Origin of the sequence: Candidatus Nitrospira nitrosa (assembly GCF_001458735.1) — a bacterium.
Taxonomy (GTDB): domain Bacteria; phylum Nitrospirota; class Nitrospiria; order Nitrospirales; family Nitrospiraceae; genus Nitrospira_D; species Nitrospira_D nitrosa.
In genome coordinates, this window is record NZ_CZQA01000001.1 from 1279245 (window position 1) to 1297726 (window position 18482).

Consider the following 18482-nt stretch of genomic DNA (forward strand, 5'->3'; position numbering starts at 1 on the left):
CTCATCCGCGCGTAACCACATGAGTTGGAAGCATTTAGAACAGGTACGGACTTGCGTTGACATTGGTTTCCTCGTAAACTTCAGATCAATCCGAGGGATACTGTAGTATAAGATGCCTTCAACCCTCAAGCCTGCTGTCAGCTATTCTCATCATGAACTTCCTGAAGCCTCGCAGCTCCTAGGACTCTTTCGGCAGGCTCCATGGGCGAAAGACCGCTCACTGGATGATGCCAAAGAAATGCTCCAGCGTACAGATCTCACCATCTGTGCATGGGAGGGCAAGCGGCTGATCGGATTTGGGCGCGTCCTCACTGATTTTATCTACCGTGCGACCATCTGGGACGTGATCGTCGATCGGGCCTATCAAGGGCAGGGTATTGGCACCGAGATCGTCAAGAGGATTCTCGACCACCCACAATTGCAACGGGTTGAGCTTTTTTGGCTCTGTACCAGGCGTCCTGGTTTTTATGAGCGGCTTGGCTTCAGTTCCAAGGAACAGACAGGGATGGTCTGGAATCGGAGCAAGAATAGCCGACGTGAGTAGGAAAAAAGATGAGCATGCTATACGCCAAGACAGTGCCGTCCTGTCCGTCCTAGGTGAGGCTCAAAAGAACATCTTTCCACCAAATAAGAAACCGAACGAAGAGGCGTTCCAGTCGTTGTTCCGGCCACCAGTGCCGGTCGTATGCCCGTCGTTACGCTTATAGGCCAACTCCAGATTGAGGGCGAACCGTTCGTTGAGCTGATAATCAGTCCCCCATCCTAATCGCCAGGCGAAGGTATTACTCGGGCTGATCCGAAGGGTGGTATCCTCACCAAAGCTGTTGACGTTCACACCAAAACTCATATTCACATAGGGGCTGAGTGGGCCTGATCTGCCTGGACGTATTTCGAACGTCGGTAGGACCGATACCGTATCCTGCTGTCCAAGGTCTGCGTCTGGTTGTTCCACACTCACCCCATGGCGTTCCCACTCGAGCATCATCCCCACCAAGAACCACGTATTGAGGCTGTACATTGCTTGGAAATTTACCAGCGGACCAATCGAAGTAGACGTCCCTTCCGACAGCTGTTGGGTCAGTGGCGAAAATCCGGCTCGAAATCCAACTATCCACCTGCTAGGTTCAATCCCTCCGAACTCTTGTGCAGATGTGAGAGTTGAAAAGGGGAAGGCCGAGACAAGCACAGAAAACAGCATGCCAGCCGCGAATCCCTTGCACCGTTGTTGGCGCATTCAACACCTCCGTTCCCTTCTTGGGAGGAAAGCCGTTGAGCTATTACCCCAAGAAGATTCTTCAGTATCGGCAATCTAACACTACCAACAAGACCACTGCGCAATACCGTAGGTGAATGACTGTGTTCACCCATTGTTTATGGCATCGTGTGAAAGAGAATGACAAGGTGGCTAATGAGTGTGAACAACTCCAGTACGTTTTACGCGCTTGGGAGAGAGCAGGATCGCAGTAAAAAATATCGCGGTCGCTAACAACACAATCGCCGGCCCAGAGGGGATGTCCCAGATGGCGGAAATCAAGACTCCACATACCGAGGTCGTAATTCCGATGAGTGCCGAATACACGGTCAAGGTTCTCAGGCTATGGGTGAGTTGATAGGCGGTCGAAGCCGGAATCAGAATCATGGCAAAGACGAGAATGGCCCCCACGGTCTTGAGTGAGACCACAACGGTAAGTGCAACGAGGGTCAGTAATAGAAAAAACATTTGTCGAGCCGGAACTCCGGATGCTTCAGCCATTTCTTGATCGAACGCGATGAAATAGAGTTCTTTGGCAAACAAGAGCAGCAGGCTCAACACCAGCACACTCAATGCCCCGATAATACGGAGCTCCTCAGGCGTGACCGAAAGCACGCTGCCGAAGAGATAGCCGTATACCTCGGCATTGTAGGTCTTCATCAGTCCAATAAAGAGGATGCCCAGTGCCATGGTGGTGGTATAGAGAATGCCGATCGAGACGTCCAGCTTCATCCTGCCGCGCTCTTCAACCCAGCCCGTAATCCAGACCGTAGCCAGACCAAATAGAATAGCCAGCAACAGAGGCGGCCATCCCATCAAATAGCCGAGTGCGACGCCTGCAAAGGCAGCGTGGGACGTTCCTGCACCAACGAAGGCTAGTCCCCGTAGGACAACAAACACGCCGATCACAGAGCAGAGCCCGCCCACCATCGCCGCGGCGAGGAGAGAGCGTTGCATGAAATCATAAGCGAGGAGATCGAGCATAATCCGTTATTGCCATTAGTGGTGATGATGGTAATCTTCGACGATCACGAGGTCCTTTTCAGTGATAACAAGCTCTTTCCCATACACCTGGTGAAGGATTTCCGGCTGGAGGACATCGGCTGGAGGACCGGCGGCGTAGAGCTTGGTCTTAAGAAGGACCAATCGATCTACTCGAGAACGGATCATATTGATGTCATGGGTAATCAACAGCACGGTCAGTTTGAGGTCGTCATGAAGGTGCTGGACGAGCTCGATGACGTTGTGTTGCATGGCGATATCCAGTCCAGTGGTGGGTTCATCAAGGATCAGGACTTTGGGCTGCTGTGCCAACGCTCTGGCGATAAAGACTCGTTGTTGTTGCCCGCCGGATAGATGTCCAAGCGCTGTATCTTTGTGCGACTCCATTCCAACCTGGGTGAGGGCCTCCATCGCGATCTGGCGGTCCTTCTTCCCTGGCCGCTTCAGTAGCCCGAGCGCGCCATAACGCCCCATCATGACTGTCTCGAGGACCGTCACCGGAAAGTTGCGATCGACCACGCCTTTTTGCGGGAGGTACCCGATCCGGGCTCGATGGTGACAGCGGAGTTCACTGCAGGCACAATCAAAAATATGAAGGTGACCTTCTACCGGAGGAAGCAATCCTAGGACGGCACGGCAGAGTGTCGTTTTACCTGATCCGTTTGGACCAATCACACCGACGAACTCGCCGTCATAGATCGGCAGGGTGATATCCTTGAGCGCAATAAGCCCGGGGAAACCAAAGGACGCATGATCAAAACGGATGATCGGACTGCGACCTGTGGAGACGGATTCCCTTGTTCCTTCCGGAGACATGAATGGATTTCCTGAGCGGCTGCTAGGTGGACTCCAATGCGTCAACCAATTGGAGCACATTGTAACGAAGCATGTCGAGGTAACTGTCAGTTCCCGGAATTCCACCCGGCATGGTGGTCAGCACAACGACACGTGCTTTCGTATCCCGTGCCAGTAGCTCCGGGAGGCGTTGGCTCAACTGGATTTCTGAGGCGATCACTCGAATGTGCTGGCTCTTGATTTTTGCGATCAAATGCTGAAGGTGAAGGGCGGAGGCCTCTGTGCCTGACTGGGTATGGATTGTGTCGACGATCTCAAGGCCAAATCGCTTGGCCAAGTATGGCCAAGCCGGATGATGGGCGATGAAACGCCGATCCGAAAGGCGTTGAGTACGAGTCATCAGCTGTTGCTGTACTTGCTCGAGCTGTTGCAGATATGTCTCTTGCTTAGCCTGAAAGTCAGCCGTGTGGACCGGATCGATCTCGCTGAGCGCACGGGTAATGTGGCCCAGCATGATGGCGACATTCATGGGGTCCAGCCAAATATGGGGGTTTCCCGGAGACTCGTCCGTATGTGCACCGTGGTGCATGTCGTCATGGGCATCCCCACTATCTTGGAGCAGCACTACGCCTTGGGAGGTTGTGACCACACGCAATTTGGCACTCCCGGCATTTCTCACCAATGATCCCACCCAGACCTCGAGGCCAAGGCCGACTTCGAATAACAGCTTAGCCTTCCGTACTGCAATCAGATCACTGGGCTTCGGGGAGTAGGTATGCTCGTTCTCGTAGCCGCTCAGCAAAGACTTCACCTCTACCCATGGCCCACCAACCTGCTCGGTCAGGTCTTTTAAAACTGGAATGGTGACGACAATAGGGATCGGTTCACGAGCTTCTGCGGCCGCCGTGAAGAAGAGAGACGATAGGGTAAGGGCCAGGAGTGGAAACCTCATATGCCGCATGCCTTTGTAGGTGAGAGGAAACATTGGCGGCGACCGTATCATCCATGTTTTCGCGCTGTCAACGCTATCTTGGGACTGTCCATCAGGTAGAGAGTCGGCCAGGTAGGTATGATGCGATGGTCTGGTTATGAAGGAACCAGCCGAGCGAGATGAGAACCAACCGTACAGACTTTTGCAGTTTCTTGATCGGCCCTGTCCATTCGTCTCCTTGACCATGGGCGCTAGTTCGATTAGCGTAGCGGACATCCCCTCCATGAGACAAAATGTGGTGACGAAAGGATACTGCTGATGAAGGTCGTTGGGCTTATGTCGGGAACATCGGCTGATGGCGTCGATGCGGCACTGGTGTCCATTGTGCAGAAAGCCAGTCGCCTTGAAGTAGAGATGGTGGCGTTCTATTCGCTGCCCTATCCTCGCTCACTCCAACAGCGACTTCTCTCGGCCTCCGTATCGGGGACGGTCACAGATCTCTGTCATTTGAACGCGCTTCTGGGGGAATGGTTCGCCGATGCCGCGTTGGGAGCGATTCGGGCGGCGCAGTTAACTCCGGAAGAGGTTGATCTTATTGGATCACATGGTCAGACTGTCCAGCATCTACCGAATGGGATTAAGGATACGCGGGTTGGCGCGATTCGCTCCACCCTCCAAATTGCCGAGCCGGCGGTGATCGCTGAGAGGACCGGAATTACGACGGTGGCAAATTTTCGCCCCCGTGACATTGCTGCTGGAGGACAAGGCGCGCCGCTGACGCCGGGGATCCATGCGTTGTTGTTTCAGCATCACCGTCGAGGGCGACTCATTGTCAATCTTGGAGGGATCAGCAATGTCACCTACTTGCCGCGTGGAGCCGGAGGGGAAGGCGTGATCGCATTTGACACGGGTCCGGCCAATATGGTCCTTGATGGTCTGATGTTTCGGAGTACGAGTGGCCGTTTTACCATGGATCGCGATGGACGCCTCGCGGCAAAGGGGCGGGTCGATTCACGATTATTGGCCAAACTGTTGGCCCACCCCTTTCTCTCTCAGGCGCCACCCAAATCGACCGGTCGAGAAATGTTTGGCGAAGTCATGCAGAGGGATTTACTTAGCTGGCCACAGGCGCGCAAACTATCACTCGAGGATCTATTGGCCACCTGTACCAGATGGACGGCAGAGGCTGTTGGTACGGCACGGCGTTGGGTCAAGGGTGGAATCGACGAAGTGATCGTCGGTGGCGGGGGAGTGAAAAACCGGGCGATTATGGAACATCTGAAAGGCGTGTTTGCTCCAATTCCGGTCACCACCTTTGAAGCGCACGGCTGGGAGAGTAAGGCGCTGGAGTCTGTGGCGTTCGCGATTCTGGCCTATCAAACTATGATGGAGCAGTGTGGGAACGTTCCGGCGGTGACAGGAGCAACAGCTCCCAGGCTGTTGGGGTGCATTGTTCCAAGTGGGCCAGGCTGGTATGAGCGATTACATCCAAGGCGACGGAGAAAGTAAACAACAATGAAGCTTCTACTGCTTGTAACGATCGTCACTCTGATCATCTTCAGCATCTGGTGGTATCGACGGCGATCGCGCCGAAGCAAGAAACACGTATCGCGCAGGGTCATGCCTTCTGGCGTCACGCTCAGCCCCACACCGCTCTTGGCTGAAGACGAAGTGGCGCTCTATAACCTCCTGCGAATGGTGGTCCAAGAGCGCTATCTTGTCTTTGCAAAGGTGCCGCTCGGCTCATTTCTCACGGTTGATGCGGGGGGGAAGGAACGGGTCCAAGTTCTCCGTCATCTTGCCCTTAAGCGGGTCGACTTTGCGTTGGTGCACCCAGGGTCACGCCAGGTTGAGCAGGTGGTGCAAATTGAGCCTCAATCTCCGGAACTCCATCAGGAGGAGTCACAACAAATCATCGAGTCCTTGCTTGATACGGCAGGGATCAAACTGAGAAAGCTTCAGGCCAAGAGGACTTACCCTCTCGCGCATCTTGCCACTCGACTAGAAATTACCGCAGACCAGTAACACCTGGATGAATCGAGTAAGGCCACTCGGTGGGCGCTACCGTGATGGTGGGGAGGTATCTTCACCGGTACGTATTGCCTTGATCGCTATGCGGGTCACTCCTACTTCCGAAGCACCAAAGTTTTGATCCATCAGATTGGAACTAAGGGGTCGTAGTGGAGGGCTCTTCGCTGGGGGACATCGTCTCGATCGCTTTGTGCGCCGCCTCTGCTTCGGGACTGTCTGGATATTGATCGATCACGCGATCAAACATCAGCCTGGCCTTATCCTGATCTTTCAGTTTAATGTAGGTCTGACCGAGTTTTAGGGTTGAGGCGGCCAACTTTGGGCTGAGCGGATAATTGGACACGACGTCATAGAACGACTGTAAGGCGTCTTGATACCGTCGCGTACGAAACTGGCATTCTCCAATCCAGTATTGTGCGTTGGCCGCCAGTGCCGATTGACCGTGAATCTCAATGAAAAGGCGAAAGCCGGCCATCGCCGCTTCGTAGTCGCGGTGTTTAAACTCCTCCATGATACGGTCATAGAGATGACGGGTTGTATCCTGACGCTGCGCAGGGGCGGCAAATGGCTGACCCGCAGAGAGAAGAATAAAAAGCAGCAGAAGGATTCCAATACCCTGTCTTCCAACCATATCAGGCCTCCATCGGTTCAACCGAAGTTGAGTGGGTTGTAACGCAATCAGTGTGCCAAGTGTATGGAGAAGTGCGAGAGGAAAGCATTGGAATAACAGGGCCTTACGTGGGGGCCATGCATGGGGAACCTCGGACCTTGCGGACAACGTGTTATGCAGGACACAGAATTGTACAAGAATGGTATGCATGCACGAGTGACAACAATTCATTATGAGTGTAAAGGCTGGAGGGGATCATGCTCACTGCACATGCACCATGCTGAACGGTCTCCTGTCTTCTCCTAATTCCGAATGGGTTGACCTGTATGTGATCCAATCAACAAGCCTCCCCATTAAGAGCCCGATTGATCTCAACTCCTCTCCCGCTTCCCTTGGCGACGACCGTTTGAGCCATAGCGAGCCTGAATGACCGGGAGCCAGGAAGAGCCGGCAACCCCTCAATTCTGACGGGCTGGGGATGGTGAATCATTTGGGATGTGAAACTGAAACGAGTTACCGCCTTGCTGTTTGGCGCGGTACATCGCGGCATCCGCATGTGTTAATAATTCATCGATGTCATGGTCGTCGGTCGGATAGATGGTGATTCCGATACTGACACTGATCACGGCATGGTGTTCTCCAAGTATGAACGGTTCCGAGAGAGAGGTGGTGATTCGTTGGGCTACCGATGAGATATCCTCCTCACACATCAACCCTTCGAGAATGATAGTAAACTCATCTCCTCCCATGCGCGCAACGGTGTCCACCTCGCGCACACATTCGTAGAGCCGCTCGGCCACTACTTTCAACAGCTGATCACCGACACGGTGGCCGAGTGTATCGTTCACCGGTTTGAATCGATCGAGGTCAAGCAACATCAACCCAAGCGGCTGCTGGAGACGCTTACTTCGTGCCATGGCTTGTACGAGCCGATCGCGGAACAGGCTGCGGTTTACGAGTCCGGTGAGCTGATCGTACTGGGCGAGGTAGGTGAGTCGTTCCTCCGCACGTTTCCGCTCAATTCCATAATGGATTGAACGGGCCAATAATTCCGACGGACCTTCTCCCTTCACGAGATAATCCTGAGCTCCATTTTGGACGGCTTGCAAAGCCAGCGCCTGATCACTGAGTCCGCTCAGTACAATGATCGCGATGGTCGGATTGGCTGCGTGAATCTGACGTACCGTTGAGAGCCCATACCCGTCCGGGAGCGAAAGGTCCAAGAGTACCGCATCAAATCGAGCGCGAGCGAGATAGCGGAAGGCCTCACTCAGACGCGTCACATGAGTGATATCGAATTCTTCCAGCTGCCACTCTGCAAGGATATCCTGCGTCAGACGAGCATCGACAGCATTGTCTTCAACTAAGAGAATCTTGATCATATCCGGTCCGGTTAGCCTCGTCGCTCATCGAAGACACCCTCTTTTGTGGATATGTATCAAGTATAGCGTAAGGCTCTGATACAACAAGCAAATGGTTGAAGTGGTGACGGAGCAGATCGTATTGCCTGCCTCAGACCGACAGGACTCTTCAAGTAGGAGATCCGCTTCGGGCGGGATTCAGGAACGAGCGGGAGCTTCTAGGAATGAGCACTCGCCATGATGATCAGGAGATCGGGCTGTCGCAACAGGAAGCTGGTCAATCACAACAGCTGGTTAGAGAGTGGGAACTAACGGGCCACAGATGACCGTGGAAATGGAAGAGAGATTGAGGGTAGGAGGTGCTTAGGAGGCAGAGTTGTGAATTAACTTGGCAACCGTGCTAGCACCGCTGCATTGGAGAGAGATAGAGACGCAGGGATCAGTCGCGCGATCATGATCCATGAGAACCGCTGGGCATCGTTGCGGGGTATGCTCCGATCGGGGGTTGTTCAGGACCTAATGCCGCTTCACAGGCATACCCTGGCTGAAACGGCCAGAGGAGTGAACGACCGAAGACATTTCCTCGTATGTGAATATATCGCAACGTTGTACCCATACGAGCCGCTTCGTCCTTCACCTTCTCAGTGCATTCCTGCGCGGAGTAGCCGCGGCGAGAAATCAGCAATGGGGATCCAGAACCGCTGAGCACAGAATATTCGTTGATGCATCCGCTCAGACCAAAAAGGAGACAGAGAAGACCAGCGAAGCGAATGACCACTGTTCCTGAGGCCATCGTGCGATGAGATCCGCTGTCCCTTCGTGTTCTACAAGAGGTCAAATCAACGCTCATGTCTAACCATACCACGAAAATAGGGTCCCAAGCGACCAGATAGGCCTGTCAATCTTTGATGCAGTGGAATTGCCCTACTTGTGAATTATGAAGCTGCGAGCAGGCGCGATTTGGGGCATGATCAGTTTCTTTCCGAAATGTTACGAATACGCTTATGGGCAACGACTGTTCCTCATAACGCTGAAAAGGATAGAAAAACTCAATCTGCATGCTTGTGGCAGGAGGGAAAAACGGGAGCAGCGAAACAAAGGTACAACGGGTTAGACCGGTTTCTCCGCGACGTATTCCATGTACTTCCAGAACAGCGTCGCTTCGTCTTCGTTCAGCACCACTGGAGTATTATTCGCAGTGCCAGTCATAAATACCTTGACGGAAACCGTATCGTGCCAGGCTTGAACCTCACAATGAGAAACCAGGTCCAGGTTGATGGCGCGGTTTCCGATACGGACAAAATGCATAGTTGATCTCCACTCATCTCAGGCGACTGGCTAATCATACACGAAGGTCGCTCTGCCTGGAAGCAGAGGAGTACTCTCCTTCCCGATGTTCAACCAGATGCCGCATCATGGAAGAATGTGCCGATCCGTTCGGCAGGAAATGCCGACTGTTTTGTAAGGTTATGACGAGAATGCCTGATAAACGGTGGTTTCGCACTGGCATGAAAGTTGAGCTCAGTGGACGGGGTATATCCCTGTTCTGTGTCTGGATAGAGGTGCGGCGAGATGGATGCGACAAATGGGTGGAATGCGGTGAATGGCCTATGGGAATTCCTCACTCAGGATGTAGCAATCGTGGGCGGGTTGTCCAGTCCCATGCTGAGCTGGATCGGCATGGCGGGGATTCTTGCCATGTGCGTGTGGCATGGAGCCGTACTCCTTCATGGAGCCTGGCGGATTCGACAGGCGTTGTGTCGAGTTCATTCACAGGTGTCGAGCCTTCTCTTTACACGCCGACAATGGTCAACGGACTGGATTGTCACACCGACGTTGGGTAGAACGAGGCCGCGTCCGGATGAGTCGCAGGAGTCACGACGCGATCTCGATGATCTCCACGTGTTGGATCGGGCCATGCGCGTTGAACGGGCGTTTGCCGTAGATTGGCTGTCTTACCGAAAGACCTTCGCGATTGAACAGTCAACCTGGTTTGCTGAGCCGACGGTATCTGCACAGAAATCGGCTGCGGAATTCTTTTCGTTTGAAGCCTCCATGGCGGAATACCTCAACGTCGGGTTCTATCGGCAACTTCCGTCTTTTCTGACTGGTATGGGACTGATGTTCACATTTCTGGCGATTCTGATCGGTCTGAGCAAACTTCACGCAAACGGCTCGCAGGTTGAAGGAATCGCAGGTCTCATTAACGGGCTCTCCGGAAAGTTTGTCACATCTATTGCCGGTTTGGCCTGTTCGAATGCGTTTACCCTTCTGGAAAACTCTGTTTGGTATCGTCTGAGCAACCGACATCGGCGATGTCTCTCGTTGCTCGATGAAGTCTTTCCTCAAAGGATTGTCGATCAACATGCTCAGTCTTCAGCGGGGCAGACTAGGCCTGTGTCAACCATCGTCAGTCCCACTCGAAACGACGGTGACAAACAATTGGCTGAGGTCGTTCACCATCGACTCGGTACGGCAGTGGCTGCCTTAACAAAAGCGTCAGAGTCGCTCACAGCTATGAGTGCGACCCACCATGGTTCAACAGTGAACGATCTTCCAGGAGAGATTGGTCATGAGGTTCAAAAAGCATTGAAGCGGGCGGTTCAGCCGTTGGCGGATGCGATTCAGGACCTCAATCAAACCATGAAAGGACAGGCGCTTCCGGTCCAGCTCTCGAAATCAGAAATGGAAACCATATTTCATGAGCTAAAGACCCATGGAGCGGCTATACAAACTACTCTTTCCGTCAAGACAGGGAGCAGTGGGAACGGCACGCCTCATCACGAGTAACGCGAGAGTGGTCAGATGAGACATCGCACATTGCCAATTGCACAGGACCCTTCCGTTTCACCTTCTGCTGTATCCAGTGGGGTGACCGATCTCATGACCTCGCTCGCCGTGATCTTCATCCTTCTGTTTGCCGCGTATGTAAACCGGGTTCACGAAAGCCCCGAAAGTCATGCGCAGGATCCTCCATCTCCAAGGGAAGAAGGACAACAACTCAATCGCTCGCTACTCAAGCATGAAGACGGTAAGCCAGAGGTTTTAGCGGTTAATATACCGGATGTTGCGCTCACCTTTGACTTTGGGGAAAGCAGATTACTTCCTCCTGCGGAGGCCTATTTGTCGGAGACGATGCCACACTATGCAGCCATGGTGTGTGGGCAAGGGGGCAAAGAGGTGGAAGCCTTTGTCATAGAGGGATACACCGATGATCTTGGAGACGACATTCGCAATTTGCGATTGAGCCAGGAGCGTTCGTTCGCCGTATTGGCCAAGAGCGTGGAGGTGGTCCGTGAGAGGCTTCCCTGGGCCTATGAATGCTTTCTGCAAAAGGCGACGGCGAATGGTCGTGGGAGACAGAATCTTCTACGGGACGCTGTAGGAGATCCGGATCGTGAGCGGAGCCGTCGGGTGATGTTTAAAATACATCTGCGCCCTCAGTAGCTGATGGGAAAGATCAGATGTGACTCTTTGGATCGTCCCGATTAGGTGTCTTACCCCAGAAGAATACTTCCTTCCTTGGTACGTCATCACCTCAATGAGCCATGACCCCTGGTTATGTCAGTTCTTGCATGAGGTGGTCCAATTCAAGAAACTGCTCAAGCGTCAGAGTTTCAGCACGAAGCGAGGGTGAGAGATGGAGTCTCGTCAAGGCAGTTTCAACAGGTCTCGAATCATAGCCTTCGTTCTTGAGCGAGTTAACGAGTGTCTTGCGTCGGTGGGCGAAGGCAGCTCGCACAAGCGCAGTGAATCGTTGTTCTTCTTCAAGCCGTCGTGCTCTCGGCTCGCAGGCCCGCAGCAGAACCACAGAAGAGTCAACCTCTGGTCGAGGGCGGAAACATTGTGGTGAGACTTTGAAAGCTTTTGAAATATGCGCGGAGTATTGAGCCATGACAGACAGGACACCGTAATCGGACGTCCCAGGCTTTGCGATAAGACGATCCGCAACTTCGTTTTGCAGCATCAAAACCATTCGGGCAAAACGATTGCCCTGAGCAAGGAGCCGAAAGAGGAGCGGAGTAGAAATGTAATAGGGGAGATTGGCAACAACGATGGTTCCGATCGGTAAATATTCGATGGGACAAGTCAGGGCATCGCCGAGCACGAGAGTGACATTAGGAAGGCGTTCGGCTCGTTCGGAGAGGAACGTGTAAAGGCGAGGGTCAATTTCAATTGCCGTCACGTGACCGACAGCTCGGCACAGGGCCTCCGTCAGGATGCCTCGGCCTGGGCCGATCTCCAAAACCGTATCAGCGGGTGAAAGTTCCGCGAGTGCGACGATCTTGCGAACGATGTTCGGATCGATCAGAAAATTTTGGCCCAGCCGTTTGATTGCCGCAGGGGGAGGTGATGAGTCCACCCTCAACTCCCGGATGAAGAGAAACGAGAGAGTGTGTCGGCGAGGCGGACCAGCGGTGTACGGTAACATTCCACGAGATCGGAAAATTCTTCAAGCAAATCGTTGGTGAAGGAGGGGCCTGGCTGGATCTGGGCGAACCTTTCCCCATCTTCACGGCTGACAGCGGTGGTAATGAGTGTGACGGTGCGTGATTTCCATTTGGCTATGCGCTCCGTTCCCGCAACAGTATTCAGGTCCTGACAGGTCTGTTGAGCTAGCGCATCCAGTTCCGCAATCTGTTGCCGAATGGCAGTCACCTGCTTGGAGTTATCAATCGGCATGGCTGGGACGTCCCTTCTTGATACCTCGCTGAGCGATCCGTGCGGCCAAGGTGACTGCTTCGATGAGACTTCCTGGGTCGGCAATCCCTTTACCCACAATGTCAAAGGCCGTTCCATGATCGACGGAGGTGCGAATGATGGGCAAGCCAACGGTAAGATTCACGCATGTGCCGAACGCCACCAGCTTCAGTGGAATCAAGCCTTGGTCATGGTACAAGGCCACAATTCCGTCATAGTGTCCCTTAGCCGCCTTCCCAAACAGTGTGTCGGCGGGCAATGGATCACTGGCAAGAATGCCCCGTGCCTGGGCGGTCCGAGCTGCCGGAAGAATGACGCGAGCCTCCTCATTTCCGAACAGGCCATGTTCGCCTGCGTGCGGATTGAGTGCGGCCACTCCGATCTTCGGTCGTTTGATTCCAAATAAAGTGGTGAGTGCCATGTGGGCCAACCGGATCGCTTTTTCAATCTTTGCTTGGGTGAGCAGCATTGGAAGGTCTTTGATGGCGACATGTGTCGTGACAAACATGATCCGTAATGGGCCGCCCACAATCATCATGCCGGATTCTTTCGCCTGGGTCAGGTCAGCCAACAATTCTGTGTGTCCAGGGTATCGACAGCCGGCCATGTTGATGGCTTCTTTATTAATCGGAGCCGTCACGATCCCATCGAGACAACCCAATTGGGCGAGTTCAACGGCTTTCTCAATGAAGGTGACCGATGCCGCGCCTGTTTCTGCTGCTGCGAGGCCTGGTGCAAATCGGCCCAATGGGGTACTCAGCGGATCCAGTACGGCCACAGTCCCCGGGCGTGGTACTGCTGCGTCATGGCCATCCACGGGGAGCACCGTCAGCTTGAGTCGCAGAGCCTTGATGGTACGAGCCATGATGGGAAGCGCTCCAATCACCAGCGGTCGGCAAATCTTGTGCAGCCGTCCTCCGGACAGAGCTTTGGCGATCACTTCCGGGCCGATCCCCGCCGGGTCTCCCATCGTGATCCCGAGCAACGGAAGCAATGGCGATGCGGAGGCTTTTCGGATTGGGCGGGTTCTAGCTGGCATAGAGGTACACAGTATAGCCGATATAGAAGAGCGCACCAGCCGCCAGTAACCACGGTCGCCAGCGCCCTCCAATCAGGATCTGGAGGAGGCAGAGTCCTACCGCCTGTACAGCCAAGACCATGGTGGTCAAGGCAGTGGGGGCGATGACCCACTCCGTTCCGATCAATCCGAGTGAGACGGGGAGCGTGCCTTGAAACACCATGGCACCCGTCACATTGGCCACGGCGAGCTTGTCCTTTTTCCGATACAACCATAGAAAGCTGTTGGACATCTCCGGTAATTCCGTGGCCAATGGTGCGATGAGGAGGGTCAAGATCAAAGGCGACATTGAGAACAATCCCGCCATCGATTCTGCCGCCAACACGAACAAATGAGCACCCATGATCAAGCCACCAAGCCCTAACAGGGCTTGAAATGCAATCATCGGATGCGAGGGCGTCGTCGCGGTTTTGTCGAAGATGAGGGGGTCCAGCTCACCGCCTTCGCCCTCTCCAGCAGTCGGTGCAAACTTCAGTTTCATGTAGTAAATGTACAAGCAGATCAACCCTCCGGCGGCAATCAGATGGATCAGTCTCGATCGTTCAAAGGCGCACCCCAGTGCCACGAGGTAACCAATCATGAAAAACGTCAGGTCCGTGAGGACATCGCGGTAATTGAGATGAAATTGCGCGGTGCGCTTGCCCGCTCGTGCGTACAGCACCACCAACAGAGCCAAGAGCGGCAGTACGAGCGTGCTGAGCATAAACGGCGCACCGAGGATGGCGCCTAATCCGACGTCGATCTCTTCGTCGCTTTCGCCGAAGAAAATGGCAATGATCGGAATCGAGGTTTCAGGGAGCGTTGTGCCGATGGCCGCGAAGATACTCCCGACCGCGCCTTCAGAAATCCCGAGCCGTTTGCCCAGCCATTCGATCGCATTAGTGAACAGCGCACATCCACCCAGTGTGACGACAACAGAAACGAGGAACAGGAGAATATAGTACAGGGTGCTCATGCGCGACCCCGCAGTTTCTTCTGGGTCGCTTGTCGATAGGCGTGCAAGGCTTCCTCCATGACGGTCTTCAGCGGACGACCGGATCGTTTGGCGATAGATTGACAGTCGATATATTCTGGTGCTGCCTTGTCCCAGCCCGCACCCAGATCAGCCACCTTCATGCGAACGGTTCCTCCCTGTATTGAGACCGGGACGATACGGCGCGGGAGGATCTGGCGAGTGATTTCTTGCAGTCGCACGCCGAGCGTGGGCGTTTCCTGGAAGAGGATCTCAAGAACCGCGTTGGTCTGTTCCTTTGGAGTGAGACAGGTCAGTAACACACCTGGGCGACTTTTTTTCATGACAACAGGACCCAGGGCAACATCGAGGGCGCCGAGATCGAAGAGTCGATCCATGATGTGCTCATAGATTTGTGGATTGAGGTCGTCGAGATTCGTCTCAATTTGCATGATGCGTTCGGTGTGATAGGTCTCCGGTGTCGAGTCGTCCTGAAGAAAGACGCGCAGCACATTTGGCCAGTCTTCTGGATCGCGGTCTCCGGCTCCATAGCCGACCGCGAGACTACGCATGACCGGCAAGGGGCCGAATCCCGATGCCAGGGTCCGCACGAGTGCCACGCCGGTCGGTGTGGCGAGTTCATGCCGTGGGCCCTCGGAATAGACCGGAATACCTTTGGCCAGTGCCGTCACAGCCGGCCCCGGCACAGGTAAACGACCATGGGAGGTTTGAATCGAACCAGCTCCCACATTGATCGGGGAGGAAGTCGCACGAGTCACATTCAGGAGATAGCAGCCCAGGATTCCTCCCACCACGTCGATGAATGAATCGATGACGCCGACTTCATGGAAGTGCACGTCTTTCGTCGGCACCTGATGGGCGAGTCCTTCCGCGTCGGCTAATAGGTCGAAGACTGACAGACTGCGTGCTTTGACCGGCTCTGGGAGCGTGCTGCGGATAATAATGCTTCGAATCCGGGAGAGCGTGAGAGGTCGCTGAAATCCCTGTTGGATCAGAACGTCTACTTTCACGGCATGGAGTGCGCCACGATGCACCGCTCGCTTGCGTAATGTGTAGCCGGATAGTTTCAGCCGATTAAGGCCATTGACGAGGTCTGTCCATGGCAGACCGGCACTGACCAATGCGCCCAAGACCATGTCCCCGCTCACGCCAGAAAAACAATCGAAATGCAGATGTCGGCCCACGGCTCTCCTTATTCAGCAGTGAAAAAGACCGCACATCTTACCGAAGGTCTGGCCGAACGGCAATCATTGGTTCATTGTTGCTGCTTCGTTGACAGCCCCTGGAGGCTATGTTATCCCCCATAAAAGATGAGTTACTTGCGGTGACTGTGAGTCACTGTGGCTACGTCACTATATCTCTATGAAGGTAGGTGTTCTGTTGTTTATGAGATTACACCAGCAACGATGTAAAAGACTGACGCTCGGGCTTCTCTGCCTATACAGTTGTTTGGTTGGTTTTCCTGCGGCTGAGAGTTTCGCAAAGGAAAAGCCAGCTCGTGTTCCAAGGCCTGAACCGGAGCTCAAGATTGTTGATCTCGATATCGCCCCGATGCCGTACACGCAAGGCAATGGGCCGCTTCAGTTTTCAGTGACGGTTCAGCTTCCGAGAGAAGTGGATCCAACGAGGATTCTTGAAGTGACCTCCCTGATCAGTTCTCCGTCAAAGACCTCACTTCGGTTTCTCACGCATCGACAGCCTGTTCAGATCGATTCGACTCGGAATGGGGAACAGGAGCGTCGTAAGGTGGTGGTGGAACTCGTGTGGGACGGTCAGGATCACCGCAAGCAGGTTGCGGGCGTTGGTACCTACTCCTACGAAGTTCGGACAAAGTTGCTGGCCAACGGAGAACGAGGACTACGCACCATGATGGTGGCCTGGCCGAAGCGAGGGACGCTGGAAGTGAAGTGATGTCGTCAACGGTGAAGTGGGGAAACGAGGGATTTTTCCTACCTTTACCTCTCACCTTTCACACCTAACATGTTGATCCGATGTGCGAGACAGGCGGCGCCGAAGCCGTTATCAATATTCATGACGCCCACACCAGCTGCACAGGAATTGAGCATCGTCAATAACGCCGCTACTCCTCCGAAACTGGCTCCATACCCTCGGCTCGTTGGGACCGCGATGACCGGACAGTGAACGAGTCCCCCTACGACGCTTGGCAAGACCCCGTCCATTCCAGCCACCACGATAATAACTTGTGCATCAAACAAGCGATCTTTCTTTCCAAGCAGGCGATGGATCCCCGCGACTCCAACGTCGTACAGTCGCTCGACACGACTTCCCATCACTTCAGCCGTGATGCGAGCCTCTTCCGCTACCGGGACATCAGCTGTACCGGCAGTCACCACCAGAATCTGGCCTTGCGCCTTCTGCCGTGCCGGATGGATCGCGACAAGGCGTGCGTCAGAATAGTACCGCGCGCGACGATCAAGACGGCGAATTGCTCGGGCGACCGTCGGTTCCGCACGGGTGGCGAGGAATGGGCCTCCTTTTTTAATCAAGGCTCGAGCGATCGCGACGACCTGTTCCGTAGTTTTCCCCTCGCAGAGGACGACTTCGGGAAATCCTTGCCGCAGCGACCGATGGTGGTCGAGCGAGGCAAAGCCGAGATCTTCATACGGGAGAGATCGCAGGCGCTGGAGCCCTTGTTCTACGGTCAGTTGTCCCATATGAACCTGTTGAAGTAATCGTTCAAGCCCTTCGGTAATCATATTCAACCCTTTTCCAGTTTGGCATCCCGCTCCATGAGATCACTGACCGCCTGGCGACAGGACTTGTTCTCATGGAGGACGGCGTTGATCTCCTGAATGATGGGCATCTCAACCTGGTGACGCAAGGCCAATGTGAGCGCGGCGCGAGCTGTTCTGACACCTTCGGCGACGGCCTGCATTCCGGTTACAATTGTCTCGAGCCGCTCACCTTTACCGAGTCGTACACCCACAGAATGATTTCGGCTGAGTGTTCCGGTACAGGTCAAGACCAAATCACCAACGCCGGAGAGTCCATAAAATGTGCGAGGATCCGCTCCCATCGCGACACCAAGCCGGATGATTTCTGCCAACCCACGGGTGATGAGGGCAGCGCGAGCATTCAGCCCGAGTTCGAGCCCATCGATAACGCCCGCAGCCAACGCCATTACATTCTTCAACGCCCCTCCCAGCTGGACACCCAGTAGGTCGCTGTCGGCATAGACGCGCAACACCGGCGTCATCAAGGCGTTCTGAAAGCGCTGGACCAGCGGTGCGTTTCTGCCTGCGAGGCAAACGGCTGTGGGCTGACCCGCGCTAAGCTCAGCGGCGAAGCTGGGTCCGGAGAGCACCATCAGGGCGTCGTGCATGGAGGGGAGTAATTCATCCTCCATCACTTGGGTCATCAATTTGGCCGTCTCTTCTTCAATACCCTTGGTCGCGCAGATCAATGGGATGGGGTCGGATAAGAAGGGCCTCAGCTTCTGAAGCACTAGCCGCGTGGCATGGGAGGGCACGGCAAACACCAGCCCATCACACGAACTCGACGCCTCTTCCAAAGATGAAGTGGCAATCAATGCACGCGGGAGAGCAACGCCTTTGAGAAAAATCGGGTTTTCCTGAGAGGTGTTGATGGCGTGAACGACATCCCGTTCATAGGCCCAGAGACGTACCTCCAGCCCCTTCTCGGCCAGGTGTTTGGCCAGAGCCGTACCCCAAGCCCCGGCACCGATCACACACATCTTGCTGATAGCACCAGGCATAAACAATCAGTT

The 18482-nt window shown here is 54.4% G+C and carries 20 protein-coding genes; 6 read left to right on the forward strand and 14 right to left on the reverse strand.

The window, feature by feature from the left end; all coding sequences use genetic code 11:
- Positions 1-112: 112 nt before the first annotated feature.
- On the forward strand, positions 113-544 hold the full coding sequence (locus tag COMA1_RS06070) for a GNAT family N-acetyltransferase (RefSeq protein WP_090745208.1): 432 nt from the start codon (positions 113-115) through the stop codon (positions 542-544).
- A 60-nt stretch (positions 545-604) separates the two neighbouring features.
- Here COMA1_RS06070 and COMA1_RS06075 read toward each other — a convergent pair whose 3' ends face one another.
- The 4 genes from COMA1_RS06075 to COMA1_RS06090 all read right to left on the reverse strand — a co-directional run bounded on the left by COMA1_RS06075 (position 605) and on the right by COMA1_RS06090 (position 4001).
- The gene (locus COMA1_RS06075) at positions 605-1234 is read right to left on the reverse strand and encodes an outer membrane beta-barrel protein (RefSeq protein ID WP_090745211.1); all 630 of its coding nucleotides are present in this window, start codon (positions 1232-1234) and stop codon (positions 605-607) included.
- 171 nt (positions 1235-1405) lie between these two features.
- Positions 1406-2209: a metal ABC transporter permease gene (locus tag COMA1_RS06080; protein WP_245630874.1), complete on the reverse strand. Its 804-nt coding sequence runs from the start codon at positions 2207-2209 to the stop codon at positions 1406-1408.
- Positions 2210-2251: 42 nt separating this feature from the next.
- Entirely contained in the window at positions 2252-3070 is an 819-nt protein-coding gene (locus COMA1_RS06085; protein WP_176697883.1) for a metal ABC transporter ATP-binding protein, read from the reverse strand.
- A gap of 22 nt (positions 3071-3092) precedes the next feature.
- Complete coding sequence (locus COMA1_RS06090; RefSeq protein ID WP_176697884.1) at positions 3093-4001, reverse strand: metal ABC transporter substrate-binding protein; 909 nt, start codon at positions 3999-4001, stop codon at positions 3093-3095.
- Positions 4002-4298: 297 nt separating this feature from the next.
- Between COMA1_RS06090 and COMA1_RS06095 the strand changes: the two genes are divergently transcribed.
- Together COMA1_RS06095 and COMA1_RS06100 are read left to right on the forward strand one after the other, a co-directional pair.
- Positions 4299-5489, forward strand: a complete 1191-nt coding sequence (locus COMA1_RS06095) for an anhydro-N-acetylmuramic acid kinase (protein WP_090745223.1) — start codon at positions 4299-4301, stop codon at positions 5487-5489.
- Between the two features lie 6 nt (positions 5490-5495).
- Entirely contained in the window at positions 5496-6005 is a 510-nt protein-coding gene (locus tag COMA1_RS06100) for a DUF2726 domain-containing protein (RefSeq protein ID WP_090745226.1), read from the forward strand.
- 142 nt (positions 6006-6147) lie between these two features.
- Here COMA1_RS06100 and ybgF read toward each other — a convergent pair whose 3' ends face one another.
- From ybgF to COMA1_RS06120, 3 genes are all read right to left on the reverse strand, one after another.
- A complete protein-coding gene (ybgF, locus tag COMA1_RS06105) occupies positions 6148-6642 on the reverse strand; it encodes a tol-pal system protein YbgF (RefSeq protein WP_176697885.1) in 495 nt (164 codons plus the stop codon).
- Between the two features lie 437 nt (positions 6643-7079).
- Positions 7080-8003 carry a GGDEF domain-containing response regulator gene (locus COMA1_RS06110; RefSeq protein WP_090745232.1) on the reverse strand — a complete coding sequence of 308 codons (924 nt, stop codon included), beginning with the start codon at positions 8001-8003 and terminating at the stop codon, positions 7080-7082.
- Positions 8004-9092: 1089 nt separating this feature from the next.
- Positions 9093-9290, reverse strand: a complete 198-nt coding sequence (locus COMA1_RS06120; RefSeq protein WP_090745237.1) for a hypothetical protein — start codon at positions 9288-9290, stop codon at positions 9093-9095.
- 264 nt (positions 9291-9554) lie between these two features.
- Here COMA1_RS06120 and COMA1_RS06125 point away from each other — a divergent pair, with 264 nt between their 5' ends.
- Together COMA1_RS06125 and COMA1_RS06130 are read left to right on the forward strand one after the other, a co-directional pair.
- Positions 9555-10772, forward strand: a complete 1218-nt coding sequence (locus COMA1_RS06125; protein WP_090745240.1) for a hypothetical protein — start codon at positions 9555-9557, stop codon at positions 10770-10772.
- Between the two features lie 15 nt (positions 10773-10787).
- Positions 10788-11429, forward strand: coding sequence for an OmpA family protein (locus COMA1_RS06130; protein ID WP_090745243.1), 642 nt, complete (start codon positions 10788-10790; stop codon positions 11427-11429).
- A 112-nt stretch (positions 11430-11541) separates the two neighbouring features.
- Here COMA1_RS06130 and rsmA read toward each other — a convergent pair whose 3' ends face one another.
- The 5 genes from rsmA to larC are packed head-to-tail and all read right to left on the reverse strand — an operon-like array spanning position 11542 to position 15918.
- Complete coding sequence (gene rsmA / locus COMA1_RS06135; protein ID WP_218055314.1) at positions 11542-12345, reverse strand: 16S rRNA (adenine(1518)-N(6)/adenine(1519)-N(6))-dimethyltransferase RsmA; 804 nt, start codon at positions 12343-12345, stop codon at positions 11542-11544.
- Positions 12346-12347: 2 nt separating this feature from the next.
- On the reverse strand, positions 12348-12665 hold the full coding sequence (locus tag COMA1_RS06140; RefSeq protein ID WP_090745250.1) for a hypothetical protein: 318 nt from the start codon (positions 12663-12665) through the stop codon (positions 12348-12350).
- Positions 12655-13722 (reverse strand): 4-hydroxythreonine-4-phosphate dehydrogenase PdxA, encoded by a 1068-nt coding sequence (gene pdxA / locus COMA1_RS06145; RefSeq protein WP_090745253.1) that lies wholly within the window; start codon positions 13720-13722, stop codon positions 12655-12657. Before pdxA ends, COMA1_RS06140 begins: the two co-directional genes overlap by 11 nt.
- Entirely contained in the window at positions 13712-14716 is a 1005-nt protein-coding gene (locus COMA1_RS06150) for a sodium:calcium antiporter (RefSeq protein WP_090745256.1), read from the reverse strand. The genes pdxA and COMA1_RS06150 overlap by 11 nt, the downstream gene beginning before the upstream one ends.
- Entirely contained in the window at positions 14713-15918 is a 1206-nt protein-coding gene (gene larC, locus COMA1_RS06155; RefSeq protein WP_090745259.1) for a nickel pincer cofactor biosynthesis protein LarC, read from the reverse strand. Before larC ends, COMA1_RS06150 begins: the two co-directional genes overlap by 4 nt.
- Positions 15919-16120: 202 nt before the next feature.
- Here larC and COMA1_RS06160 point away from each other — a divergent pair, with 202 nt between their 5' ends.
- Positions 16121-16645, forward strand: coding sequence for a hypothetical protein (locus COMA1_RS06160; protein WP_141654235.1), 525 nt, complete (start codon positions 16121-16123; stop codon positions 16643-16645).
- A 44-nt stretch (positions 16646-16689) separates the two neighbouring features.
- Here the strand turns inward: COMA1_RS06160 and larB are convergent, their stop codons facing one another.
- Positions 16690-17451, reverse strand: coding sequence for a nickel pincer cofactor biosynthesis protein LarB (larB, locus tag COMA1_RS06165; RefSeq protein ID WP_090745265.1), 762 nt, complete (start codon positions 17449-17451; stop codon positions 16690-16692).
- A gap of 2 nt (positions 17452-17453) precedes the next feature.
- Positions 17454-18470: an NAD(P)H-dependent glycerol-3-phosphate dehydrogenase gene (locus COMA1_RS06170; protein ID WP_090745267.1), complete on the reverse strand. Its 1017-nt coding sequence runs from the start codon at positions 18468-18470 to the stop codon at positions 17454-17456.
- Between the last annotated feature and the right edge of the window lie 12 nt (positions 18471-18482).